The following is a 25,006-nucleotide window of genomic DNA, read 5'->3' on the forward strand; positions in this document are numbered from 1 at the left end:
CTATTCGGCCATGGGGCCAAGGGACGGACGGCCTTCAATCTGCTCGTAGACCACCGAGCCATCGTCCGCGTCGAAACGTTCGACGTAGTTGCGCGCGCCGCACATCGGACAGCGGAACAGGAGCCCTTGGCCCTCGTTCTTGATGACGACGTCCGACTGCTCCCACTGCGCTTCGCAGGACTGGTTTCTACACTTGAACACGTTGCTTCTCCAACTTCGATTCGTTTGTTGATTCGGCCCTGCAGCGCTTACCGCACGTGCGGCAGGGCGATAAATTCGACGGGGCAGTGCCCGCTCAACCCAGATGGGTATGCCGGGAACGAGGTGCGCTCACTTCCATGTCGGTGAGCCCGTGGACGATGCCGCAATCCTCGACAGCCTGTTCGGTCTGGCATTGCTCACGCAACGTCGTCAATTGCGCCTTGAGTTGCTTGAGTTCCTCGATCCGCGTATCGACGTGCGCAATATGCTCGTCGATCAGGGCGTTGATCGCGCCGCAGCCGTCGGCCGGGGCGTCGGTCAGGCGCAGCAGCGCGCGGATCTCGTCGTGAGTCATGTCGAGCGCGCGGCAGTTGCGGATGAAACGCAGCCGTTCGACGTGGCGCGCCGTGTAGCTGCGGTAATTCGCTTCGGTGCGATCCGCTTCGGGCAACAGGCCCTCTTTTTCGTAAAAGCGAATGGTTTCGGTGGTGCAGTGGGCAATCTTCGCGAGTTCGCCGATTTTCATGGAGCCTCCCGATTGCGTCCTTGACCTTGTAGTGGCTTCAAGGTGTTTACTAGACCACAAATCTAGCCAGGAAGCCACCATGCCTAACGCCAGCCCCGCCGAAACGCACCGTCACGAGCACGGTGAATCGTGCGCGAACGCCCACCGGGAGGGGGTTTCGAAGGATACGCATGATCATGACGTAGCCGTCGCCGTCGCAGGTGAGCATGCGCACTCCCACGCCCATGAGTGGACCGAGGCCAATGGGGACGGATGCGGGCATGCGCACGGTGATGGGCATAGGCGTGACCACGATCAAGCCGCGGTAGAAGAACACGGCCACGTCGGCGGTTGCGGGCATGCCCATGACGATGGGCACGATCATTCGGCGCATCACGGCCACGACCACAGCGATGGCCATAAGCACGACCACGGTCACGCACACAGCCACGATCACGCCGACGCCTGCTGCACCGGCGCCCCAGCCGTACTGGCCAAGCTCGCCGGCCCCGAAACCATCGGCGACAACGTGCGGACCTCGATCCGCATCATGCAGATGGACTGCCCGACCGAAGAGGCGCTGATCCGCAAGAAGCTCGGCCGCATGCCGTACGTGAGGAGTCTCGACTTCAACCTGATGCAGCGCGTGCTCACCGTCGTGCATGCGCCGGAAGCCCTGGGTTCGATCCTGGCAAGCCTGCGCTCGCTCGACTTCGATCCCCAACTCGCGGACGCCACCGCCTCGCTGGCAAGCGCCCCGGCTGCGCCACACAAGCCCTGGTGGCCGCTCGCGCTGGCAGGCGCGGCAGCTATCGGCTCCGAAGCCGCCAGTTGGCTCGGCGCGCCTACTTGGCTCGCGGCAGCGCTCGCGATTGTCGCCGTCGTCTCCTGCGGCCTCACCACCTACAAAAAAGGCTGGCTCGCGATCCGCAACGGCAACCTCAACATCAACGCGCTGATGAGCATCGCCGTCACCGGCGCGCTGATCCTGCGCCAATGGCCGGAAGCGGCCATGGTGATGGTGCTGTTCACGATCGCCGAGCTGATCGAAGCCAAATCGCTCGACCGCGCCCGCAATGCCATCAAGGGCCTGATGCAACTGACGCCCGAGCAGGCCACCGTGCAGCAACCCGACGGCAGCTGGCGCGCCGTCAAGATCAAGTCGGTCATTGCCGGCCATATCGTGCGCGTGAAGCCGGGTGAGCGCATTGGCCTCGACGGTGAGATCGTCGCCGGCCGCTCGAGCGTGAACCAGGCGCCGATCACCGGCGAAAGCCTGCCTGTCGACAAGACCGAGGGCGATGCCGTATTCGCCGGCACGATCAACCAGGCCGGCTCATTCGACTATCGTGTGACCGCTGCTGCCAGCAACACCACGCTCGCTCGCATCATCCACGCCGTCGAAGAAGCTCAGGGCTCCAAAGCCCCGACGCATCGCTTCGTCGATCAGTTCGCCCGTGTCTACACGCCGATCGTGTTCGCCATCGCGCTAGCCGTTGCCGTGGTACCGCCGCTGCTGTTCGGCGGCTTGTGGCATGCCTGGGTCTACAAGGCGCTGGTGATGCTGGTGATCGCCTGCCCGTGCGCGCTGGTGATCTCCACGCCGGTGACGATCGTGAGTGGCCTCGCGGCCGCCGCCCGCCACGGCATCCTGATCAAGGGCGGCGCGTACCTTGAGCACGGCCGCAAGCTGAAGTGGCTCGCGCTCGACAAGACCGGCACGATCACCCACGGCAAGCCGGTTCAGACGGACTTCGAACTGCGTGCGGAGCTCGAACTCACCCGTTGCCGCAGCATCGCCGCCAGCCTGGCAGGCCGATCCGACCATCCTGTGTCGCAAGCAATTGCGAGTGCGGCCAAGGCGGACGGCATCGCGCTGTCGACGGTCGAAGCGTTCCAGGCCATCCTGGGACGCGGCGTCGGCGGCACGATCGACGGCATGTCGTACCTGCTTGGCAACCACCGGCTGGTACACGAGCTCGGACGCTGTTCGCCAGCCCTCGAAGCACGGCTCGAAACGCTCGAACGTCAGGGCAAAACCGTCGTCATGCTCATGGACGCCGAGCGCGTGCTGGGCCTGTTCGCTGTTGCCGACACGGTGAAAGACAGCAGCCGCGCCGCCATCGCCGATCTTCACAAGCTGGGCGTGCAGACGGCCATGCTGACCGGCGACAATCCACACACGGCAGCGGCAATTGCTGAGCAGGTCGGCATCGATCGGGCTCACGGCGACCAGTTGCCAGAGGACAAGCTCAAGGCGGTAGAAGGACTCGCCGCACAAGGCGCGACGGTAGGGATGGTCGGCGACGGCATCAACGATGCTCCGGCACTCGCTCGCGCCGATATCGGCTTCGCGATGGGCGCGATGGGTACCGACACCGCGATCGAAACAGCAGACGTCGCGCTGATGGACGACGACCTGCGCAAGATTCCGCTTTTCATCCGACTCTCGCAGGCGACGCATTCGGTACTCGTGCAGAACATCGCGCTGGCACTCGGCGTGAAGGCGGTGTTCCTGACGCTCACGCTGATGGGCTACGGCACGATGTGGATGGCAGTTTTCGCGGATGCAGGTGCGAGCTTGATGGTGGTCGGCAACGGACTCAGGCTGTTGCGCAAGTGAGCATGCCGTAGCAAATCGAGAGGCGCGCGCCATACCGCAGCGAGCGTCAGCGGACGGGAATATCAAACAGCGGGAAGCGGGCCGCTAAATCAGGCTTTGCTGCAAGGGCTGGCGATGTTCCAACACCTTGACGATTATCGACTCGTTGACGAGCTTCGCGTTGACGATGCTCTGCACCTGCCGCAAATCGACGAGTACATCGCCCTTTCCAAACCGCTCACCTGCATCGATCTTGGCAAGGAATTCCTTGTCTTCAATGGAAGCGTGGAAGGTAGCGGTGCCGTCGTGCACACGCCACTTGTTGCCGTCCTTGAAGGCTAACGACTCGATCTGCAGCATTTTCCGTGTGGTCGTGTCGGAAACGATCTCCGCGTCCGCATCGGACGCCGCTGCGCTGAACGAAGCGACTTCATCGTCGTGAACATCGAGCACCACCTGACCATTCACCACCACGCCGAAGTCGGTTATGCCTTCGCGTTCCAGCGGCGAGACGACCTTTTCGAGGCTGGTTCGCACGACGCTGTTCCGATACAGCCGAATGACGTCGCGCTCGACCTCAATAGTCTCGGTTTGGGTCATCCAAACCGTCGCCACATCGCCCTTCTGTTCGATCTTGACGGGACGTCGTCCCTTGAGCAAGCGCAACAAGCCGACCAGACCGCCGGCTAGACCACCGCCAGTGAAGCCGACAATCTGCAGGACGGTCCAGCCGTTCGAGATCGCCGTCGCGCCGTTCCCGGCGAAGATGTCCTTGATCTGCGAGAGCAGATGCTGTGAGGCGACGAGGTCGATTCCGAACGATCCCGCCTTGAAGCTGGCGTTCACCTGCACGCGGACTTCTGCCGCATCGCCATTTATCTCTTTGTTTGCGGCCGTGAACAGATCGGCGAACGCCACAAGCGCCGGCGCAAGGTCGCGCACATCCATCCGGTGCTCTGTAAGAGCCGGACCGTCGTACACGACATGAAAGCGCTCGTGGTTACTCATTTCCATAGTTTAAGGGCAGCGATGATCGATATCCAGGGCAGCACGGTAATGCTGCGGAGACGCGGAATCATGCCCTGGTTGGATATCGACTGGCAAATCCGCGAAGGTGTCCAAAACCGAACGGTTTCGTGCGCGGGATTTCGCTGCAAGGTTGGAGCCGATGGGGCCCACACCGCTATTCGACTAAAGGAAACGCCACGCTCTGACAGCGCCTTGCGCAACTCCTTCTTGAAATATATTTAGTCCTTACGATACGGGCGAGTGAGGTGCTGCACCCCACCTTGCGGCCGCGGGCACTGCTGCCTCGTGGATCAATTTGAACGCAAGTCCGATGCAGAACTCTGTCGCACAGCGGTCCACCGAAGGGGACCAGCACCTGCTCAATTCCTGAACACCTGTGCACACCGTGTTCAGAAACAGCACGCCCCACCCTGAACACAATGAACAGCTCCGGCCGCGCTCTCTCACGACCGTGGCCACTGGGCCAGCACAACGCCTCACTCGCGTGCATTGGCACGCTTCTGGCGTATGCGACGGGCGGCATGCATAACATCGCGCCGGGTTTTCACCATTCGAACATGTGAGGAGCAGACAGATGAATCACGCTGAGATGCAGTTTCTGACCACCGAATTCCCGTACAAAAAGCAATATGCGAATTTTATCGGCGGTGAATGGGTCAAGCCGGTTGGCGGCGAGTACTTCGACAACATCTCGCCCATCACAGGTGAACCGTTCACGTCGATTCCGCGTTCACGCGAAGCCGATATCGAACTCGCCCTTGACGCCGCGCATCGCGCCAAAACGGCGTGGGGCAAAACATCGACGACCGATCGCGCCAACATCCTGAATCGCATTGCCGACCGGATGGAAGCGAATCTGCAACGTCTGGCCGTCGCCGAGACGATCGACAACGGCAAGCCGTTGCGCGAAACCATGGCGGCGGATATTCCGCTAGCGATCGATCACATCCGCTACTTCGCGGGTTGCATACGTGCCCAGGAAGGCTCGATCTCCGAGATCGACGCCGACACCGTCGCGTATCACTTCCACGAACCGCTAGGCGTGGTGGGGCAAATCATTCCGTGGAACTTCCCGATTCTGATGGCCGTCTGGAAGCTCGCGCCGGCATTGGCCGCCGGCAACTGCGTCGTGCTGAAGCCGGCGGAGCAGACGCCCGCTTCGATCCTCGTGCTGCTCGAACTGATTCAGGATCTGCTGCCGGCCGGCGTAATCAACGTCGTGAACGGTTTCGGACTGGAAGCGGGCAAGCCGCTCGCGTCGAACAAGCGCATCGCGAAGATCGCCTTTACCGGCGAAACGACGACTGGCCGCCTGATCATGCAGTACGCGAGCCAGAACATCATTCCGGTGACGCTCGAACTCGGCGGCAAGAGCCCGAACATTTTCTTCGCCGATGTGATGGACCACGACGACAGCTACTTCGACAAGGCGCTCGAAGGCTTCGCAATGTTCGCGCTGAATCAGGGTGAAGTGTGTACCTGTCCGTCGCGCGTGCTGGTCGAAGAGAAGATCTACGACCGCTTCATGGAACGCGCGCTCAAACGCGTCTCTGCGATCACGCAAGGCCACCCGCTCGACAGCAAGACGATGATCGGTGCACAGGCTTCGCAGGAACAACTCGAGAAAATCCTCTCCTATATCGATCTCGGCAAGCAGGAAGGCGCGGAATGTCTGATTGGCGGCGAGCGCAATGCGCTGGACGGCGAGCTGAGCAAGGGTTACTACATCAAGCCAACCGTGTTCCGCGGCAACAACAAGATGCGGATCTTCCAGGAGGAAATCTTCGGACCGGTGGTCTCGGTGACAAGCTTCAAGAACGAAGATGAAGCACTGGAGATTGCCAACGATACGCTGTACGGTCTCGGCGCCGGTGTGTGGACGCGCGACGGCACGCTTGCCTATCGCATGGGGCGTGGCATTCAGGCGGGCCGCGTGTGGACCAATTGCTATCACGCGTATCCGGCGCATGCGGCGTTCGGCGGTTACAAGCAATCGGGCATTGGCCGTGAGAATCACAAGATGATGCTCGATCACTATCAGCAGACCAAGAATCTCCTCGTCAGCTACAGTCAGAAGCCGCTTGGCTTCTTCTAAGCCAGACGTTCCTGATGGGCGGGCCGCGCATTGCGCGGCTCGCTCTCTTTATTAAGCGAGGAATAGTCATGGCTGACAAGGAAGTGGAACGCGTGATCGTGACACCCGCAGCGGCGGAATTGATCGAGAAGCTGCGCGCCGAACACGGGCAGTTGCTGTTTCATCAATCGGGTGGATGCTGCGACGGCAGCGCGCCGATGTGCTTTCCCGCGGGAGAGTTTATGGTCGGCTCATCCGATGTGAAGCTGGGCACAATCGCGGACGTGCCGTTTTATATGAGCGAATCGCAATTCGAGTACTGGAAGAATACGCAATTGATCATCGACGTCGTCCCCGGGAATGGTGGAATGTTTTCGCTGGAACGGCCGACGGGGTTGAGGTTTCTGACGCGCTCGCGGCTCTTTCAGGATGATGAGCACGCATGGCTGGAAACGCATCCCGTTGAGCGCGCAGATGCGTGAGGGGTTTGCGTTTATTCCAGCAAGGCATCGCTATCGTCTTTCAGCCCCACACCGGTGAGACTCAGGCGGCGCGCGTGCGTCAGCAGATAGTGCAGCTTGTGCGCCGCGGCCCCATAGCTCAGGCCCTCCGGCCGCACGTTCGAAATGCAATTGCGCTGCGCGTCGCTACAGCCCACTTTGGGCGCATAAGTCAGATAAACGCCGAGGCTATCCGGCGAGCTCAACCCGGGACGCTCACCGATTAACATCACCACCAGTTTCGCGCCCAGCAGTTCGCCGATCTCGTCGCCAAGCGCCACGCGTGCTTGTCGCGCGACCACCACCGGTCCGATTTTCCAATCCGCGAGTTTCGGGCACACCGCCTGCAACAGCGGGATTGCCTGCTTTGATGCGGCGAACGCCGATAAACCGTCGGCGATCACGAACAACACGTCAGGCGGTTCAATGGCCGCCTGCTCCAGAGCGAGTGTCTCGCGACTGTCGTCCGCCAAACGTCGACCCAGGTCGGGACGCCGTAAATAATGCTGCCGGTCCGGCGCCGCGCTATGGACATCGAGCGTCAGGAAGCCATTGGCGCGTAACTGCTCATGCAGCAACTCGGCATCGAGCGGCTGATGCACCGCATCCCGAGCTTGAGCATGCGACAGATTGAACGCGAGCAGCGGCTCGGTCGGCAAGCTGTTGCCGGCGCGGCCCAAGGCAATGCGGGCATTGGTGAACTGCCGCAACGCGCCCCACGGATTTTTTTCCAGGAAGTCGTTGCTCATACAATCCCTATCCATTCGTGCGCGCCTTCCAGCAAGGGCTGCCGTGTTGCACCGTTGAGCAATACGCCGCGCGTGTCCGCGATCTGCATCGACTCCAGCCACTCTTCGAATTCGGGGGCTCGCCGCAGGCCCAACACGTCGCGTATATACAGCGCATCGTGGAACGACGTGCTCTGATAATTCAGCATCACGTCGTCCGCACCGGGCACGCCCATGATGAAGTTGATGCCCGCGACACCGAGCAGCGTCAACAGGTTGTCCATATCGTCCTGATCCGCTTCCGCGTGATTCGTGTAGCAGATGTCGCAGCCCATCGGCACGCCGAGCAGCTTGCCGCAGAAGTGATCTTCAAGACCCGCCCGAGTGATCTGCTTGCCGTCGTAGAGGTACTCGGGGCCGATAAAGCCGACCACCGTGTTGACGAGGAACGGATTGAACTTGCGCGCCACCGCGTACGCGCGCACTTCGCAAGTCTGCTGGTCGACGCCATGATGCGCGTTTGCCGAGAGCGCACTGCCCTGCCCGGTTTCGAAATACATCACGTTGTTGCCGACAGTGCCACGGTTGAGCGACAGCGCCGCTTCATAAGCCTCCTGCAACAGCGCGAGGGAGATGCCGAAGCCAGCATTGGCTTTTTCGGTGCCGGCGATCGACTGGAACACGAGATCGACCGGCGCACCCTTGTCGATCGCGGCGATCGTGTTGGTCACGTGAGTCAGCACGCACGATTGCGTCGGCACCTGATAACGCTGCCGGAAGTCGTCGATCATCAACAGGAGCGTGGTAATCGCAGCGAGGCTGTCGGTGGCCGGGTTGATGCCGATCATCGCGTCGCCGCAGCCGTACATCAGGCCATCGAGCATCGAGGCGGCGATACCCTTGACGTCGTCAGTAGGATGATTCGGTTGCAGACGCACCGACATGTGACCGGGCAAGCCCACCGTATTGCGAAAGCGCGTGATCACCGGACGCTTCTTCGCTGCCGCGATCAGATCCTGGTTGCGCATCAGCTTCGAGACAGCCGCCACCATCTCGGGCGTCACACCCGCGGAGATACGGGTTAGCGCCGCAGTATCCGTCTCGCTGCTGAGCAGCCAGTTGCGAAAGTCGCCTACCGTCAGATGGGCGATTTCGGCGAAGGCTTCGGGCGAGTGGTCGTCGATCACGAGCCGCGTGACCTCGTCGCTTTCGTACGGAATCAACGCCTCGTTGAGGAAGGTGCGCAGCGGGACCTGCGCCAGCGCCATCTTGGCTGCTGCGCCCTCTTCCTCGCTGGCCGCCGCGATGCCCGCGAGCTGATCGCCCGAGCGCAGTGGGCTCGCCTTCGCCATCAGCGTTTTCAGATCGGCAAACCGATAGGTGCGACTGCCGATGATCTCCGTATAACTCATCTCTACGACTCCGTCGCCGCTGCTCACGCAGCGGTTTGATCCTCCGTCGCGGCGCGCGAGCGGACAGGCGTCAGCCAATGGTACGGAACCATAAATCGAGCCGTTATCGAAAATCGGCAAAGTTCGCGGAAGGGAAAAAATATTGCGGGTTTTGTGGCCGTTACGCGGACTTTGTTGCGCCGCAATATGAGGTTGGGGCGAATTTTGACCAAGTCTCTTTAAACAAAATCCGCAGGATTTGGTAAATCGAGGCGTGGTACTTTTGTCTGCACTCAACCCCTGCACCGTTGCTCTCTTCCTCACGCACATGAACGACCTCAGCCACCGGGCACGCTATGAAGCACGTTTAAACCGAGTGCTTGAGCATATTTACGATCACCTCGATGAACCGCTCGATATCGACCGGCTCGCGGAAATCGCCTGCCTGTCGCCCTATCACTGGCACAGGATCTATCAGGCGATGCATGGCGAAACCGTGGCGTCGACGGTACGCAGGTTGCGTCTGCATCGCGCGGCGGGATATCTGGCGAACGGGTCGATGTCGATTGCAGAGATTGCGGAGCGGTCTGGCTACAGCAGTTTGCAGTCGTTTTCGCGGACGTTTCGGGCGATGTTCGGCATGCCGCCGGCGCAATATCGCAAGCAGGGCACACATAGCCGGTTCAAGCCGGCGCTATCAGGAGGCAATCAAATGACGATGCACGAAGTGGAGATTCGGGAAGTGCCTGCCATGCAGGTTTTGACAATCGATCACACGGGTTCGTATATGCAGATCGGCAAGGCATTCGATGCGCTGATCGGATGGCTTGCTGCACGAGACCTGCTGTCTCCTGAGATGCGGATGGTGGGCATCTATTACGACGATCCGGGCGTGGTGGCTGAAGCGGAGTTGAGGTCGAAGGCTGGTGTGGTGTTGCCGCGTGCGGTTGAGGTGGCCGCGCCGGTTGGATTGACGCCTGTGCGCGCTGCAACGTATGCGGTGTTGCGACACAAAGGTCCGTATGCGGATATGGCTGGGGCCTATCAATGGCTGTATGGGGAATGGCTGGTGCAGTCAGGACGAGAAGCCGCTGATGCGCCTGTCTTCGAAGAGTATCTGAACAACCCTAAAGACACTGCGCCTTCTGAGTTGGTGACGGAGATCTGTTTGCCGCTGGTCTGATGCTTCTGATTTTGCTTTGAAGGGCTTGTTAGTGTCTTGCTACGCTTTTGCGCGGTTGGCTGCATCGCAGCGCGTGCCCTATCTTTGTCTGTCTCTGTATACATATATATACGTAGTAATAGTTAACAAGGGCGGACTCTTTCTGTGGATAACTCCAATCTTCGTTGACGGATCAAGGCTCTACGAATTCGATAACCCTAGGTGCCGTTTCTGAACAGCCGGCTTGAGCCAGGGACAACTTTTGATGCGTCTGAACGGCTCGACGTTTTATCAAAGTTTGGCCCACAGGAAGTTAGGAGCCTTATCCCGGAGTTGTCCAGACGCGAGTGTGGATAACTCGCTACTTGCCGTTGCCTTTCCTCGTGTTTTCCAGCGCAGGCGCAATCGCGGTCACGAAAGCTTCTGTTACCGGTGGCAAGGTTCTCCCTCGCTTCTTGACCAGCGCGATGGGCCGCACGAAACGGGGATCGTCGATGGCGCGCGCCACCACACTCGGTTCGGCAAGAATCTCGCGCGACGACCCCGGCAGAATCGTCAGCCCCAAACCTGCGCGCACCATCGCGACGGCGGTCATCATGTACATGGGTTCGCAGGTGAGGATGGGCGCGACGCCCGCCTGTTCGAATGCCGCGTCGACGACGGCCCGCACGCTCGTGCCCGCAGCGGTAAGGACCAGTGGATGTCCCACGAGGTTATCCAGCGTGATGCGGCGTTTCCTGGCGAGCAGATGGTCAACCGGACAGACAACGCAAAGCCGGTCCTCGCCCGCATGAAGGACTTCGAGCGACGGATCGACCACGTCGCCGCCGGTTAGTCCCAGATCGGCCTCTTCGCTGCGGACGAGGCGGTTGACGACGTTCGCAACCACGTCGCGAATGTCGAAGGCCGCACCCGGCACCTCTTGTCGAAAGTCACGTACGAGATCCGGCAGCAGACTCGCGGCAAATGACGGCAAGCAGGCGATCCTCACCGTACCGGTTGAACCGTCGCTTAACGCACGGGCGTCGAGAAGCACATGCTCCATCTCCCGCAGCGACTTCTGCAAGACCGGCAGCAGTTCCCTTCCAACCGGCGTCAGCGCGACGTTGCGGCTGTTGCGATCAAAGAGACGCGCGCCCAGCGTCTCCTCGAGCCGGCGGATCTGTACCGTCAGCGCGGGTTGCGACAGATGCAGCCGCAGCGCGGCGCGGGTAAAGCTGCCGGCTTCGGCAACTGCGATGAAAGCGCGGATTTCGCGGAGATTCAGATCCATTACAAAGTGTGATTGCTGCGATCAAATCATTTCAATTGCTCTATTCATGCCTGGAACCTACGCTTGTCGACACTAAAAGACAAGATCGGAGACAAACACGTGTTGCCACTATTGGGTCTCGTTACCATCGTCGTTCTGCTCGCGGCGATCCTTTCCAAACGGATGTCGCCGCTCGTCGCGCTGATCATCGTGCCGATCGCCGCGTCGCTGATCGGCGGCTTCGGGCTGCAAACCAGCAAGTTCGTGATCGACGGACTGAAAAGCCTTGCGCCTGTGGTCGGCATGTTCGTGTTCGCGATTCTCTACTTCGGCACGATCACCGATGCCGGGACGCTCGATCCGATTATCGACCGCATCCTGCGCACGGTCGGCACCCGTCCGACGCGCATCGTGATGGGCACGACGCTGCTCGCGCTGCTGATTCACCTCGACGGTTCCGGGGCGGTGTGCTTTCTTGTGACCATTCCCGCCATGCTGCCGCTCTATGACCGTTTGAACATGGACCGGCGTGTGCTGGCAGCGGCCGCATCGATGGCAGCGGGCATCAATTTTCTGCCGTGGACCGGGCCGATGATTCGCGCATCCGCTTCGCTGCATCTGCCGATCTCGGCGCTGTTTAATCCGCTGATTCCGGTGCAGATCATCGGTCTGGTGTTTGTGTTCGGCATGGCGTTCTGGCTCGGACGGCGTGAGGAACGGCGGCTTGGACTGACGGCCGCGGCGGGCAGCGTTCCGATGCCGCAGCGCGAACTCACTGAAGAACAGAAGGCACTGCGCCGGCCGCGCAACTTCTGGTTCAACATCGTGCTGACCGTCATCGTATTGGGCTCGATGGTCGTGATGGGTGAGAAGGTGCCGCCCGCGCTCGTGTTCATGGTTGGACTGTGCATAGCGTTGCTCGTGAACTATCCGAACGTCGACATGCAGCGCCAGCGCATTGATGCGCATGCTCGAGCCGCGTTGATGATGGCGGGCATTCTGCTCGCAGCCGGTGTGTTCACCGGTGTGATGCAAGGCAGCGGCATGCTCAAGGCAATGGCGCAAACCGCCGTGGGGTTCGTGCCTGCGACGATGGCCTCGCACATTCCGGTTGTGCTCGGCCTTGTTTCGATGCCGCTTAGCCTGCTGTTCGATCCTGACTCGTTTTATTTCGGCGTGCTGCCTGTGATTGCCGAAGTGGCAGGCCAACTCGGCGTGCCTGCGGTGAAGATCGGTCAGGCAGCGTTGTTGGGTCAGATGACCACCGGCTTTCCAATCAGTCCTTTGACGCCCGCCACGTTTCTCGTGTGCGGGCTGACCGGCATCGATCTGGCCGATCATCAGAAATTCACCTTTCCTCTCCTGTTCGGTGCGTCGATCGTGATGACGATCGCTTGCGTCGTGCTGGGTATTTTTCCTCTTTGATCGGTTGAGCCGCGATGAATTCAGCGAATCCTTCTCGTGTGGTGCGGCTCGGTGCCGGCGCCGGTTATTCGGGCGATCGCATCGAGCCCGCAGTAGAACTCGCGACGCATGGCGCGCTCGACTATCTCGTCTTCGAGTGCCTTGCTGAGCGGACTATTGCGTTGGCGCAGCAGGCTCGGCGCAATGATCCTGAGGGTGGGTATGACCCGCTGCTTGAGGCGCGGATGCGGGCGGTGTTGCCAGTCGCAAGGCGCAACGGGGTGCGGATTGTGTCCAATATGGGTGCGGCGAATCCGTTGGCTGCGGCACGCAAGACGGCTTCGATTGCTCGTGAACTTGGGCTCGTGGGCCTGAAGATCGCGGCGGTTACGGGTGATGATGTGCTTGAGGTCGTTCGGCGTGGAGATTACCGCTTTGAAGAATCGGATGATGCGGTTGCTTCGTTCGATCAGCGAATCGTTTCGGCCAATGCCTATCTTGGCGCAGCGCCAATTGTTGCGGCGCTGGATGCCGACGCGGATGTTGTGTTGACTGGACGCGCCGCCGATCCGTCGTTATTCACGGCGCCGTTAATTCATGAGTTCGGCTGGGGCTTCGATAATTGGGATCGTCTTGGACAGGCAACTGTGGTCGGCCATCTGATGGAGTGCGCCGGACAGATCACCGGCGGGTACTTTGCTGATCCTGGTTTCAAGGACGTTGCGGGTCTCGCGCGGCTGGGGTTTCCGATTGGTGAAGTTTCGGAGGATGGCGCGGTGGTGATCACCAAGGTTCCGCACGCGGGTGGGTTTGTGACGGCGGCGACTTGCAAGGAACAGTTGCTCTATGAGATCCATGATCCGCAGCGCTATCTGCAGCCTGATGTGGTGGCCGATTTCACGCACGTGCAAATTGCAGAGGAAGCGAAGGATCGTGTGCGGGTTACAGGTGGACGAGGGACGGCGCGCACGGCGACGCTTAAGGTCTCGGTCGCTTATGTGGATGGGTATATCGGCGAAGGACAGATTTCTTATGGCGGCCCGGGCGCGGTGGCGCGCGGGCGACTTGCGCTGGATATTGTGCGTGAGCGACTCGCGATCACAGGCGTGGATGTGAGCGAGTTGCGGTTCGATTTGATTGGTGTTGACTCGCTGTATGGCTCTACGCTTGGCGGTAATGGCGGCTCAGGACCGTTTGAAGTGCGCGCTCGGGTGACGGGAAGAACGGCTTCGAGGAGTGAAGCGATCCGCATTGGTAATGAAGTGGAGACGCTCTATACGAATGGGCCTGCTGGTGGTGGTGGCGTGACTAAAGGTACGCGTGAGGTCGTCGCGGTGCAGTCTGTTTTGCTGCCGCGTGATCTGGTGAAGCCGACGTTCGAGGTTGAGGAGGTTTGAGATGAAACTGCGAGAACTCGCGCATTCGCGGACTGGGGATAAGGGTAATACGTTGAACGTGTCCGTTATCTGTTACGACGAGCGTGACTATGCTCATTTGCTTTTGCATGTCACTGCGGAACGGGTGAAGGCTCATCTTGGCGATGTCGTGCATGGTGAGGTAACTCGTTATGAGTTGCCCCTGATTGGGGCGATGAATTTTGTTCTTAGGGATGCGCTGGGCGGTGGTGTGACGCGTTCCCTCGCGCTCGATGCGCATGGGAAATCGGTTAGCTCGGCGTTGCTTGATCTGGAGATTCCGGCGAGGGGGTAATCTAGCATCTCTACTGCGAATCCCGAAGCATGCGCGTCGTCAGTTCCGGATCGTCTCGTTCCCTGTCAGAGCCTGCCACCATGAACTTCGACTACTCCACGCTCGATCTGGCGTTCGCGTCGCGATCGGATTGGGAGGAGAGGCAGACCGTGCGAGATCTCCCGAGCCTCAATCGTGAAGAGCAGGCGCTTTATGATGACTTGCGGGATAACCGGTTGCGCATGAATCTGCGGCTTGAGCAGGAAAAGGTTGGGTTCCGGTGGGTGGAGGCGGCGTTGAGGGGGCTGGGATGACGTCAGCGCGGTAGGTCCGGGGGGCCGGTTAAGATATCGTCTGCGTCGCTTCGCGCAGTAATCGGAGAGAACCATCCCATGACCAGGACGAACCGCCGGTCCGTAAGTATCGCCCCGGACCACAACAAGGCCAATCTGTCCAAAGGACAGAAGGCATTCAACACGCTCATTCGGCAGATTGAGAAGCGGCGTCACCATCTCGGTGCGTGGGAAGCGGTCGGGCCAACCTTCCAGAAGAAATACACCGACGAGCTCCTTCCAATCGAAAAGATCTGCACGGATTTGCAGGTGAAGATGGTTCATCGCCTTGAGCAGGCCTGTGACCAGAAAGGAATAACAAAATCCGAACGCCACACGATTTCGGAGCTGATCACCGGACTGGCCGGGGAACTGATCGAAGAGCGGGACGACGCGCAACTGAAAGCCATTTACAACAGGCATAGTCAATCTGACTACGACAGCGAAGCAGCGGCCGAGCTCGAGGACATGAAGTCGGTGCTGGAGGCGATGCTCGGTGAGGAACTAGGCGACGACGTCGACACGAGCTCACCGCAAGACCTGTTGCGGCGCGCGCACGCGAAAATGGAAGAGCTACAGGTGCGGGAAGCCGCGGAAAGTCAGGCAAGAGAGGAACGTCGTGCCAAACGGAAAAAGTCGGCAAAGCAGGTCGCCGCTGAGGCGCGGCAGGAGGCAAAGCAGGCACAGCTAAGCCAGTCCATCCGCGAGGTCTATCGCAAACTTGCGAGTGCCCTTCATCCCGATCGTGAACCTGATCCCGATGAGCGCAAACGCAAGACCGAGCTGATGCAGCGGGCCAACCAGGCTTATGCCAACAACAATCTGTTGCAACTGCTGGAATTGCAGCTCGAACTTGAACACATCGATCAGAGCGCGATCAACAATATCAGCGAAGACCGGCTGAAGCACTACAACGCGATCCTGAAGGAGCAAGTCGGCGAACTGGATCAGGAAATCCTGTATGTCGAAGCGCGATTTAGGGAGGCCTATGGAATTCCGCCATTCATCGAGATATCGCCGGACACCGTCGTACGCAATCTCGCCGGTGAAATCGCAGCGATTCGGCAAAGCGTACACGACCTGGAAGAAGACCTGCTGATGTTCGAAGACCCCAAGGCGCTCAAGAGCTGGCTGAAGAGCGTCAAACGTCAGCGTGCTGCAGTTGACTTCGACGAAATTCCGTTCTGAGGGACTTCAAGGTGCGTGGCCGGAAGATCTGGAGCATGATGAAATTCGCGCTAACGAATGAACGGGCTGGAAACGCAACGAATGTGACCCGGTCGTATCCTGTCAATCACGTACACTAACTGTTGCCGGCCGCCGGTAAACGCCCATGGATATTCTCGATTCGCTTCGGCAGGCGCCCAGCGCCGAGTTATATCGCCTCTATCTCGCCATCGGCAAAATGCTGGACGACCCGCGACGTATTCTCGAAGTACGTCAACGCTTGTACCTGGGAATGGAGGTCAGTTACATCGGGGCCGATCCGCTCGCGCCACCTTCGCACGGAACGGTGGTGGAGCTGCGGCAAACCCAGGCAGTGATTCAGGACGACCAGAGCCGTCAGCGTTGGTCGATACTATACGCGGCGGTTATCCCCGACACTGCCCGCGGTCCAACTCACGTACCGCCGTCGCCGCCATCGCGAGCACAACGGGAGGAATTCTTCGTTGGCGACACGGTTGGCTTTACCGACAAACATCTGAGCGAGCGAGTCGGCATCATCGTCAGGCTCAACGCAAAAACCGCGTCTATCGCCGTTAATGATTCGGAAGGCCATTGGCGAGTCTCGTACGCTTTGCTGCGGAAGGTTGTTGATATTTAAATCAGTTCTCCAATTCATAGGACGTGCTCCGCCCACCCGCAGCGGACTTGCGCAATATCCCGAGCGCAGCCAGTTCACTGATATCTCGCAACGCGGTGTCAGGCGAACACTTCGCAATCGACGCCCACTTGCTGCTGGTCAGTTTGCCTTCGAATCCATCAAGGAGACGATTAAGCAGTTTGGCCTGACGCTCATTCAACGGCGTGGTGGCCCAACGTTGCCAGAAACGCGTCTTGGCGAGCACGGCGTCGAGGGTATGTTGGGCACTGTCCACTGCGCGGTGGAGCGCGTCGAGGAACCAGGCGAGCCAGGACGTCACGTCGAGCGTCCCTTTCTGCGTCTTTTCGAGGATGTCGTAGTAGGCGTTGCGCTCTCGCTGAATCTGCGCCGACAGGCTGTAGAAGCGGTGCGGACCTCCATCTGCGCGTGCGAGCAGCAAGTCGCCTAAGGCCCGGGCGATTCGGCCGTTGCCGTCGGCGAAGGGATGCAACGTCACAAACCATAGATGGGCGAGCCCTGCCTTAAGGACTGGAGGTTCTCCGGAATCGCTGTTGACCCAGTCTATAAGCCTCGCTGTCTCAGCGTCGAGGCGATCCGCGGGCGGCGCCTCGAAATGGACACGCTGGCGGCCGATAGGACCGGAAACGACCTGCATGGGGCCATTCGCATCGTCGCGCCAAGTACCGACCTGAACTCGTGACATGCCGCTGAATCCGGTTGGAAACAGTGCCGCGTGCCAGGCGAATAGCCGATCGCTCGTCACCGCGGCATCACAACGAGTGGTGGCATCGAGCACCATCTCGACCACACCCTCGACATGCCGGTCAACGGGCGCGAGTGCGCCAATATCCACGCCAAGTCTACGGGCGATGGAAGATCGTACTGATGCGACGTTGAGCCGCTCGCCTTCGATCTCGCTGGTTTTGAGGACGTCCTCGGTGAGCGCGGCGAGGCTGGCCTGATCGCGCAAGGCTAGGCCCACGTCGGCTAGGCGCCCTAGGAGTAGGCCTTGTGTGAATTTCCGGCATATAGGCGCCATTTCGTTTTCGGCGTAATGGCGCCACCGGATTTCCGGCGTAATGGAGCCAGGGCGTTTTCGGCGTAAAGGCGCCAGTAGTTTTTCGGCGTAATGGCGCCACCCAGATGACGAGCAGCGAGGGTTCGAACTTCATTGATCGGCTAGACTCCCGGCCTTTTGCCGGGAGAGGCCGTGGCCAATCGGAGGTTCGAGATGTACCAATACCGACAGATCCTGGTGCGCATGCGCCGAGGCGACTCTGACCGGGATATCGCACGATCGAAGACCATGGGGCGCAAGAAGATCGCGCAGGTGCGGGAGATTGCCGCCAGGAACGGATGGTTGGCGCGTGAAGCGGTTTTGCCCGACGAACACGTAATGGCCGCTTTCCTGGATCGCAAAGAGGCGCCGCTACCATCGAGCTGCGTCTCAACGTTGGAACCGTGGCGGGAGCAGATCACCAAGTGGCGGGCAACCGGAGTTCAATGCACGACGATCCACTCCACGCTCGTTCGCAACCACGGGTACGGCGGCAGCTATTCGTCGGTCTATCGTTTCCTTCTGCATATAGATGCATCGCACACGCCCGACGTGCCGCTGCGCCTGGAATTCAAGCCGGCCGAAGCGGCCCAGGTTGATTTCGGCGCCGGTCCGATGATGACCGACGCGCTCACCGGCGAGATCCACAAGACATGGTTCTTCGTCATGACCCTAGCCTGGTCGCGCCACCAATATGTTGAGTTTGTCCGAGACCAGACGGTAGCAACCTGGCTGGGATGTCACCGGCGCGCGTTCGAGGCATTTGGTGGTGTGCCGGCTCGGGTCATCATCGACAATTGCAAGTGTGCGATCACGCGCGCGTGCTATTACGAGCCCGAGGTGCAACGCGCGTACGGCGAGTGCGCAGAAGGATACGGTTTCAAGATTGATGCTTGTCCGCCAAGGGATCCGCAAAAAAAGGGAATCGTGGAATCGGGCGTCAAATTTGTGAAGCGAGGCTTCTTGCCCTTACGCGAGTTTCGTGGCGTGGCTGACGCCAATCGCCAGGTACACGCGTGGGTGATGAACGAAGCCGGCAACCGCATTCACGGTACGACTCGCGACATGCCGCTCAAGCGCTTCGCGGAAGTTGAACGAAGCCTGCTGATCAGCTTGCCGGACGTGCCGCCGGAGCTTGCCGTGTGGGCGAAGGCCAAGGTGCACCGCGACGCTCATGTCCAGTTCGAGCAGAGCTTTTACTCGGTCCCGTATAGGCTGGTCGGCCAGGAACTGTGGCTCAAGGCGACCGACACCATGGTGACGCTGTATCGCGGGCAGGAATCGGTCGCAGCCCACGCCCGCCTTACTCGCGCAGGCGGCCGTCGCACGGTAGACGATCATCTGCCATCCGCTGCCCAGGCGTGGCAACTGCAGGACACCCAGTGGTGTTTGGCAGCTGCTGAGCAGATCGGGCCTGCCTGCTATGCCCTGGTTCAGGCGCTCTTCGGCGACAAAGTCTTAATCAAGATGCGCTCGGTGCAAGGCGTTTTGCGGCTCAAACAGAAATACGGAGCAGTCCGCCTTGAAGCTGCCTGCTCGCGCGCCAACCACTACGGCACGCCGCACTACACGGCCGTTAAAACCATTCTGCAAAAGGGATTGGATCAGCTGACGCTGTTAAACGCCTTTGATGCGCTGGCGAGCACCTACACCGAAGGCGGCCGTTTCTGCCGCAACACACAAACCATTCTCCAATAAGGCCGGCCATGCATCCCATTCCTGAATTGACTCCACTGCTTAAGCAGTTGCGCTTGTCCGGCATCCTCGATTCGCTGGAAGCGCGAAACCGCGAGGCCATCGATCGCAAGCTCGCCTTCACCGAATTCCTTTCGCTGCTCATTCACGACGAAGTAGCCCGGCGCGATAACAAGAAGCTCAGCCTGCGCATGCGACGCGCCAACTTCCGTAGCCAGAAGACGCTCGAGGGATTCGACTTCGACCGGCTACCAGGGCTGAATCGATCCGCTATCCATGATCTCGCCACGTGCCGATTTATTGACGAGAAGGTGGCGGTCCTGATTGCCGGGCCTTGCGGAACGGGGAAAAGCCATCTTGCGCAAGCCCTCGGACACGCTGCAGCTCGGCAAGGACACGATGTGCTGTTCTCAACACAAAGCCAATTATTAGCAAGCCTGCGCAGCGCGGCAGCCGTGGGCACTTACGACCGTCGTTTCCAGTATCTCGCCAAGCTTCCACTTCTGATCATTGACGACTTTGGCCTTAAGCCACTGCGTTCGCCAGACGATGAAGACTTCCACGACCTGATCGCCGAGCGTTATGAGCGCGCAGCAACGATTTTAACGTCGAATTTGGACTTCCCAGAATGGGGGGAAGCATTCCCAGGTAACAAGATGATCGGCGTTGCAACCCTCGACCGCTTGCGTCATGGCGCTCACAAAATCGTCCTCGACGGCGAGAGCTATCGCGGACTAAAACCGGGCGTCGAAACATTCAGAACCGAGCTTGCAAAAGGAGGCAAAATCAAGCAACCTTGATCCCCGTTCGAGCCCTCGAATTGCTCGTTTCCAGTGGCGTCATTACGGCGAAAATGCCCGGCTCCATTACGCCGAAAGGTGACACCTTGGGAGCGAGAGACGTCAGCGAGCGGGCCGGCTAGACGCGACAGGTCGTAGCGCCAACTGGGCCAGTCAGGGGCTTGCCAGATGTAGGTCCAATCTCCGCTGTTCATGCGGTGATTATCCGGTGTAATCGCCGCAACGGCAGGTTATTCTCCGCAAAAACTGCGGAGAAAGCGTGGAATATTCGCCGCATGCGGGCGCGAGTCGCGGCTGCGGGAAGCCACGCAAATACCGTACGCATCGGACCCTCCCTCCTATATCATCACGTTTTATTGAGATAAGAGCGACCCGGCTCATTCATACATGGAGGCCGACAGTGCCTGTCTCGTGCCGCAAGGCCATCCAAAGTCCGATACGTTTTCGCTCTGACTGCGGCGCGGCGAACTTCCGGGTCAGTAAGGAACATGGGGCATGTCCAGTCCGTGCGGGCATAAAATTCTGACCAAGGCAAAAAATGGCCCGATGCCCGCCTAACGTGCTCCGAAATGCCCCCGGCTGTCAACGGAACCCATGATCCCGAAATGGAAACAAAAACCCCGCGCGCCTTACGGCACGCGGGGTTTGCGGAATACTATGGAAACGCTTGGAATACCTGATGGTGGGAGGAGGGGGATCGAACTCCCGATGTCCGCATCGCGAGCGCAACCTTAGGGTATTCGCGATTTCTAGCGCTTGCCAGTCTTAAAACTGTGGCGCCAGTCGCACTTACTCTGGCACTCTACGACGGCCTCGACGACAACCTCAAACATCAATATTCCCCGCCCTCAACGCATTCGACTCAATGAACGCCCTACGCGGCTCCACGTCATCCCCCATGAGCGTCGTGAAAATGCCATCAGCCGCAATAGCATCCTCAATCTGCACACGAAGCAAGCGGCGCACAGCCGGATCCATCGTAGTCTCCCAAAGCTGCCCAGGATTCATCTCGCCCAGGCCTTTATAGCGTTGCTTGGAGACGTTGCGTTCAGCATCAGCAATCAACCACTTCATAGCACTCTTGAAGTCATTGACAGCCATACTCCGCTCACCGCGCTTGATCACAGCCCCGGGCCCAATCAACCCCTTAAACGTCAGCGCCGTATTCAGCAGCTGCTGATAGTCAGCGGTCAACTGAAACTCTTCATCCAGCACAGAAACCTTCTGATTCCCATGATGCGTCCGCGACACCTTCAATGACCGAAGCTCCCGCACCTGGTCATACATAGTCGTAACCCGCACTTCAGGCTTCAGCGGATCGTCCCTGAGCTTAGCCTCGAACGCCTTAGCCGACGCCTCAGCAGCCTCTTCACTAGACAGATCGAGCACAACCCCATCCATCACAGCCTCGAGCGCCCCAGCGTCATACAACCGGCTCAACCGATCGACAACACCCTGCGCGAGCAGATACGACCGAGCGAGCTCACCCAAAGCATCCCCAGCGATCGGCGTAGCACCCTCGGCCGTCACAAGCTCCGACCCATTAAGCGCGAGCTTCAGCATATGAGCATTCAACTCAGCCGCATCCTTCAGATACCGCTCATCCTTCCCAGCCTTGATCTTGTAAAGCGGCGGCTGCGCGATATAAATAAACCCACGCTCGATCATGTCCGGCATTTGCCGATAGAAGAACGTCAGCAGCAGCGTCCGGATGTGCGCACCGTCGACGTCAGCATCGGTCATGATGATGATGCGGTGATAACGCAGCTTCTCGAGGTTGTAGTCTTCCTTGCCAATGCCACAGCCTAAAGCAGTAATCAACGTAACAATCTGCTCCGAAGAAAGCAGCTTGTCATACCTTGCCTTCTCGACATTAAGCACCTTCCCACGCAGCGGCAAGATAGCCTGAAACTTCCGATCGCGGCCCTGCTTGGCCGACCCACCTGCCGAGTCACCCTCGACGATATAGATCTCAGACTTGGCCGGATCCTTCTCCTGGCAATCCGCCAGCTTCCCAGGCAAGCCCACACCATCAAGCACACCCTTCCGCCGCGTCATCTCCCGAGCCTTCCGCGCCGCATCCCGCGCCCGCGCCGCATCCACCACCTTGCCGCAAATAATTTTCGCGTCGTTCGGCGTCTCCTGCAGAAACTCTTCAAGCGCCTTCGCCACCACTTCCTCAACCGGCGCGCGCACTTCAGAAGACACCAGCTTGTCCTTGGTCTGCGCGGAGAACTTCGGCTCCGGCACCTTCACGGACAACACGCACGACAACCCTTCGCGCATGTCATCGCCCGAGGTCTCAACCTTCGCCTTCTTGGCAATCTCGTGATCGGCAATGTACTTGTTCATCACGCGCGTCATCGCCGCACGCAAACCGGTCAAGTGCGTCCCACCATCGCGCTGCGGAATGTTGTTCGTGAAGCACAGCACATTCTCGTTGTAGCTATCGTTCCACTGCATCGCCACTTCAACGCCCACGCCGTCCTTCTCGCCGCTCACGTGGAAAATGTTCGGGTGCAGCACGGCCTTGTTCTTGTTGATGTACTCAACAAAACCCTTCACGCCGCCCACAAACGCGAAATCTTCTTCCTTGCCGGTGCGCTGATCCGTCAAACGAATCCGCACGCCGTTATTCAGGAACGACAGTTCGCGAATCCGCTTGGCCAGAATGTCGTAGTGATATTCGATGTCGCCAAAAATCGTTTGATCGGCGAGGAAGTGCACTTCGGTGCCGCGGTTTTCGGTGTCGCCGGTCACGAGGATCGGCGAGACGGCCACGCCGTCAATGTGTTCGATGATGCGGTTCTGCGGCACGCCACGGTGGAATTCCATGAAGTGCTTCTTGCCGTCGCGGCGAATGGTCAGACGCAGCCATGCCGAAAGCGCGTTCACGCACGACACGCCCACGCCGTGCAGGCCGCCCGACACCTTGTAGCTGTTCTGGTCGAACTTGCCGCCGGCGTGCAGCTCGGTCATCACGATTTCAGCGGCGCTGCGCTTCGGGTCGTGCTTGTCGTCCATCTTCAGACCGGTCGGCACACCACGGCCGTTGTCGGTGATGGAGATGGAGTTATCCGCGTGGATGATCACCTGGATATCGTTGCAGTGCCCGGCCAACGCTTCGTCGATCGAGTTGTCCAGCACTTCGAATACGAGGTGGTGCAAACCGGTGCCGTCCGATGTATCCCCGATGTACATACCCGGCCGCTTGCGCACTGCTTCCAGACCTTCGAGGATCTGAATCGAAGAGGCGCCGTAGCTGTTATCGGGTTGCGAATTGTTCGTGTCAGTCATGGATTTTTTCCGGTTCTGCGTTGCTGCTTGGTTGCTGCTCGGGACTTTTCAAAACACCATAAAAACGCCAAAGGGGCGCTGCGCCCCTTGGTGTTCTTCTTGATGTTGGACGCGTTAGATGCGCATCGGCATCACGACGTATTTGAATTCGTCGTTCTCAGGAATGGTGATCAACGCGCTGGAGCTGGCATCACCCAGGCTCACTTGCAACATGTCGACCTTCAGGTTTGCCAGCACGTCGAGCAGATACGTGACGTTAAACCCGATATCGACGCTGTCGCCGGTATACGCAATTTCCAGTTCTTCTTGCGCTTCTTCCTGGTCCGCGTTGGTGGACATGATCTTCAGCTGGCCCGGCTCGATAATGCAGCGCACGCCCTTGAATTTGTCCGAGGTCAGAATGGCCGCGCGTTGCAGCGAACGCTGCAGTTCTTCCCGGCCAATCAGGAACTGGTTCTTGTGCGACTTCGGAATCACGCGCTGGAAGTCCGGGAATTTCCCTTCCACCAACTTCGACACCAGTTCCACCTGACCGAAGGTGAACTTAACCTGGTTCGGCGCAATGTCGATCTTCAGCGTGTCGTCGATGTCTTCCAGCAGACGCTGCAGTTCCAGAATCGTCTTGCGCGGGATGATCACTTCCTGGCGCGCAAACGAACCTTCAATCTTCATGGACGAGAACGCCAGACGGTGACCGTCCGTTGCGACCGCCATCAACTGGTCGCCGTCCACCACCAGCAGCATGCCGTTCAGGTAGTAGCGAATGTCCTGCTGGGCCATCGAGAAATGGACCATGCCGAGCAGCTGGCGGAACGTCTTCTGGGGAACCACCAGGTTCGCACCGAAGTCTTTAGCTTGAGCGACCGTGGGGAATTCGTCCGCGGCCAGCGTCTGCAGCGCAAAGCGGCTCTTGCCGGATTGCACGGTGAGGCGCTTGTCGTTCAAAGTCAGCGTGACCTGGCCGTCGGGCATGGCACGCAGGATGTCCAGCAGCTTACGCGCCGCTACCGTTGTCGCAACCGAATCGCCGCCCACGCCGAAGTCGCCGTGCGTGGTGATCTGAAGCTCGAGGTCGGTGGACAGGAACGACACGTCGGGGCCGTTCTTGGTAATCAGCAAGTTGGCGAGGATCGGCAACGTATGGCGGCGTTCGACGATGCCGCTCACGGTTTGCAGCGGCCTGAGGAGGTTATCGCGTTCGGTCTTGACCAGTTGCATAGAGTTCCTTCGTTGATGTGACGGCCTGCGCGCCCACTCGGCAATTCCTGCACGCGGCCCCGGCCCCCGCCGGCGCTACGCTGCGCCAGTCACGGCGTACACCCGCCCCAAGCCGCCGGGCGGTTAAACCTGTATTGTGCCTGAAAACGGAACCGCTCCCCTAAAATGGGGGTGAGTTCCGAAATAAACAGGTCGATTTTTCCTTCTTTTTGCCCAAACTTTAGGCAATACCGCCGCGGTCGCGC

22 protein-coding genes are annotated in these 25,006 nt (G+C 59.5%); 12 read left to right on the forward strand and 10 right to left on the reverse strand.

Annotated features, from left to right (window positions below):
• Both P3T40_RS03605 and cadR read right to left on the reverse strand, forming a co-directional pair.
• A complete protein-coding gene (locus P3T40_RS03605) occupies window positions 1-201 on the reverse strand; it encodes a hypothetical protein (protein WP_074301136.1) in 201 nt (66 codons plus the stop codon).
• 94 nt (window positions 202-295) lie between these two features.
• Window positions 296-727, reverse strand: a complete 432-nt coding sequence (gene cadR, locus P3T40_RS03610; RefSeq protein WP_429266306.1) for a Cd(II)/Pb(II)-responsive transcriptional regulator — start codon at window positions 725-727, stop codon at window positions 296-298.
• A 79-nt stretch (window positions 728-806) separates the two neighbouring features.
• On the opposite strand from cadR, the gene P3T40_RS03615 reads away from it, so the two are divergent.
• Window positions 807-3,329, forward strand: coding sequence for a heavy metal translocating P-type ATPase (locus P3T40_RS03615; protein WP_429266307.1), 2,523 nt, complete (start codon window positions 807-809; stop codon window positions 3,327-3,329).
• Window positions 3,330-3,413: 84 nt separating this feature from the next.
• Here P3T40_RS03615 and P3T40_RS03620 read toward each other — a convergent pair whose 3' ends face one another.
• Entirely contained in the window at window positions 3,414-4,316 is a 903-nt protein-coding gene (locus P3T40_RS03620) for a hypothetical protein (RefSeq protein ID WP_429266308.1), read from the reverse strand.
• A 595-nt stretch (window positions 4,317-4,911) separates the two neighbouring features.
• Between P3T40_RS03620 and adh the strand changes: the two genes are divergently transcribed.
• Both adh and P3T40_RS03630 read left to right on the forward strand, forming a co-directional pair.
• The gene (gene adh / locus P3T40_RS03625) at window positions 4,912-6,432 is read left to right on the forward strand and encodes an aldehyde dehydrogenase (protein WP_429266309.1); all 1,521 of its coding nucleotides are present in this window, start codon (window positions 4,912-4,914) and stop codon (window positions 6,430-6,432) included.
• A gap of 68 nt (window positions 6,433-6,500) precedes the next feature.
• On the forward strand, window positions 6,501-6,893 hold the full coding sequence (locus P3T40_RS03630; RefSeq protein WP_429266310.1) for a DUF779 domain-containing protein: 393 nt from the start codon (window positions 6,501-6,503) through the stop codon (window positions 6,891-6,893).
• Between the two features lie 11 nt (window positions 6,894-6,904).
• Here P3T40_RS03630 and eutC read toward each other — a convergent pair whose 3' ends face one another.
• A complete protein-coding gene (eutC, locus tag P3T40_RS03635; RefSeq protein WP_429266311.1) occupies window positions 6,905-7,660 on the reverse strand; it encodes an ethanolamine ammonia-lyase subunit EutC in 756 nt (251 codons plus the stop codon).
• Window positions 7,657-9,051 carry an ethanolamine ammonia-lyase subunit EutB gene (locus P3T40_RS03640; RefSeq protein ID WP_429266312.1) on the reverse strand — a complete coding sequence of 465 codons (1,395 nt, stop codon included), beginning with the start codon at window positions 9,049-9,051 and terminating at the stop codon, window positions 7,657-7,659. Before P3T40_RS03640 ends, eutC begins: the two co-directional genes overlap by 4 nt.
• 307 nt (window positions 9,052-9,358) lie before the next feature.
• Between P3T40_RS03640 and P3T40_RS03645 the strand changes: the two genes are divergently transcribed.
• The gene (locus P3T40_RS03645) at window positions 9,359-10,213 is read left to right on the forward strand and encodes an AraC family transcriptional regulator (protein ID WP_429266601.1); all 855 of its coding nucleotides are present in this window, start codon (window positions 9,359-9,361) and stop codon (window positions 10,211-10,213) included.
• Between the two features lie 340 nt (window positions 10,214-10,553).
• On the opposite strand, the gene P3T40_RS03650 is transcribed toward P3T40_RS03645, so the two are convergent.
• Window positions 10,554-11,465 carry a LysR family transcriptional regulator gene (locus P3T40_RS03650; RefSeq protein ID WP_429266313.1) on the reverse strand — a complete coding sequence of 304 codons (912 nt, stop codon included), beginning with the start codon at window positions 11,463-11,465 and terminating at the stop codon, window positions 10,554-10,556.
• Window positions 11,466-11,564: 99 nt separating this feature from the next.
• Between P3T40_RS03650 and P3T40_RS03655 the strand changes: the two genes are divergently transcribed.
• The 6 genes from P3T40_RS03655 to P3T40_RS03680 all read left to right on the forward strand — a co-directional run bounded on the left by P3T40_RS03655 (window position 11,565) and on the right by P3T40_RS03680 (window position 16,694).
• On the forward strand, window positions 11,565-12,869 hold the full coding sequence (locus tag P3T40_RS03655) for a CitMHS family transporter (protein ID WP_429266602.1): 1,305 nt from the start codon (window positions 11,565-11,567) through the stop codon (window positions 12,867-12,869).
• Between the two features lie 14 nt (window positions 12,870-12,883).
• A complete protein-coding gene (locus tag P3T40_RS03660) occupies window positions 12,884-14,245 on the forward strand; it encodes an acyclic terpene utilization AtuA family protein (RefSeq protein WP_429266314.1) in 1,362 nt (453 codons plus the stop codon).
• A 1-nt stretch (window position 14,246) separates the two neighbouring features.
• Window positions 14,247-14,558 (forward strand): AtuA-related protein, encoded by a 312-nt coding sequence (locus P3T40_RS03665; RefSeq protein WP_429266315.1) that lies wholly within the window; start codon window positions 14,247-14,249, stop codon window positions 14,556-14,558.
• 80 nt (window positions 14,559-14,638) lie between these two features.
• Complete coding sequence (locus tag P3T40_RS03670; RefSeq protein WP_429266316.1) at window positions 14,639-14,851, forward strand: Wadjet anti-phage system protein JetD domain-containing protein; 213 nt, start codon at window positions 14,639-14,641, stop codon at window positions 14,849-14,851.
• 78 nt (window positions 14,852-14,929) lie between these two features.
• Window positions 14,930-16,057 carry a J domain-containing protein gene (locus P3T40_RS03675; protein WP_429266317.1) on the forward strand — a complete coding sequence of 376 codons (1,128 nt, stop codon included), beginning with the start codon at window positions 14,930-14,932 and terminating at the stop codon, window positions 16,055-16,057.
• 145 nt (window positions 16,058-16,202) lie between these two features.
• The gene (locus P3T40_RS03680) at window positions 16,203-16,694 is read left to right on the forward strand and encodes a hypothetical protein (RefSeq protein ID WP_429266318.1); all 492 of its coding nucleotides are present in this window, start codon (window positions 16,203-16,205) and stop codon (window positions 16,692-16,694) included.
• A 1-nt stretch (window position 16,695) separates the two neighbouring features.
• On the opposite strand, the gene P3T40_RS03685 is transcribed toward P3T40_RS03680, so the two are convergent.
• Complete coding sequence (locus tag P3T40_RS03685) at window positions 16,696-17,763, reverse strand: Fic family protein (RefSeq protein WP_429266603.1); 1,068 nt, start codon at window positions 17,761-17,763, stop codon at window positions 16,696-16,698.
• Between the two features lie 162 nt (window positions 17,764-17,925).
• On the opposite strand from P3T40_RS03685, the gene istA reads away from it, so the two are divergent.
• On the forward strand, window positions 17,926-19,449 hold the full coding sequence (gene istA, locus P3T40_RS03690) for an IS21 family transposase (protein ID WP_429266604.1): 1,524 nt from the start codon (window positions 17,926-17,928) through the stop codon (window positions 19,447-19,449).
• An 8-nt stretch (window positions 19,450-19,457) separates the two neighbouring features.
• Window positions 19,458-20,246, forward strand: coding sequence for an IS21-like element helper ATPase IstB (gene istB, locus P3T40_RS03695; protein ID WP_429266319.1), 789 nt, complete (start codon window positions 19,458-19,460; stop codon window positions 20,244-20,246).
• On the opposite strand, the gene P3T40_RS03700 is transcribed toward istB, so the two are convergent.
• The 3 genes from P3T40_RS03700 to dnaN all read right to left on the reverse strand — a co-directional run bounded on the left by P3T40_RS03700 (window position 20,171) and on the right by dnaN (window position 24,761).
• Entirely contained in the window at window positions 20,171-20,440 is a 270-nt protein-coding gene (locus P3T40_RS03700; protein ID WP_429266320.1) for a DUF4172 domain-containing protein, read from the reverse strand. The genes istB and P3T40_RS03700 overlap by 76 nt on opposite strands.
• A gap of 631 nt (window positions 20,441-21,071) precedes the next feature.
• Window positions 21,072-23,543 carry a DNA topoisomerase (ATP-hydrolyzing) subunit B gene (gene gyrB, locus P3T40_RS03705; RefSeq protein ID WP_429266321.1) on the reverse strand — a complete coding sequence of 824 codons (2,472 nt, stop codon included), beginning with the start codon at window positions 23,541-23,543 and terminating at the stop codon, window positions 21,072-21,074.
• Between the two features lie 114 nt (window positions 23,544-23,657).
• A complete protein-coding gene (dnaN, locus tag P3T40_RS03710) occupies window positions 23,658-24,761 on the reverse strand; it encodes a DNA polymerase III subunit beta (protein ID WP_429266322.1) in 1,104 nt (367 codons plus the stop codon).
• Window positions 24,762-25,006: the final 245 nt, after the last annotated feature.

This window comes from Paraburkholderia sp. EB58, assembly GCF_050436665.1.
In the GTDB taxonomy this organism is placed as follows: Bacteria; Pseudomonadota; Gammaproteobacteria; order Burkholderiales; family Burkholderiaceae; genus Paraburkholderia.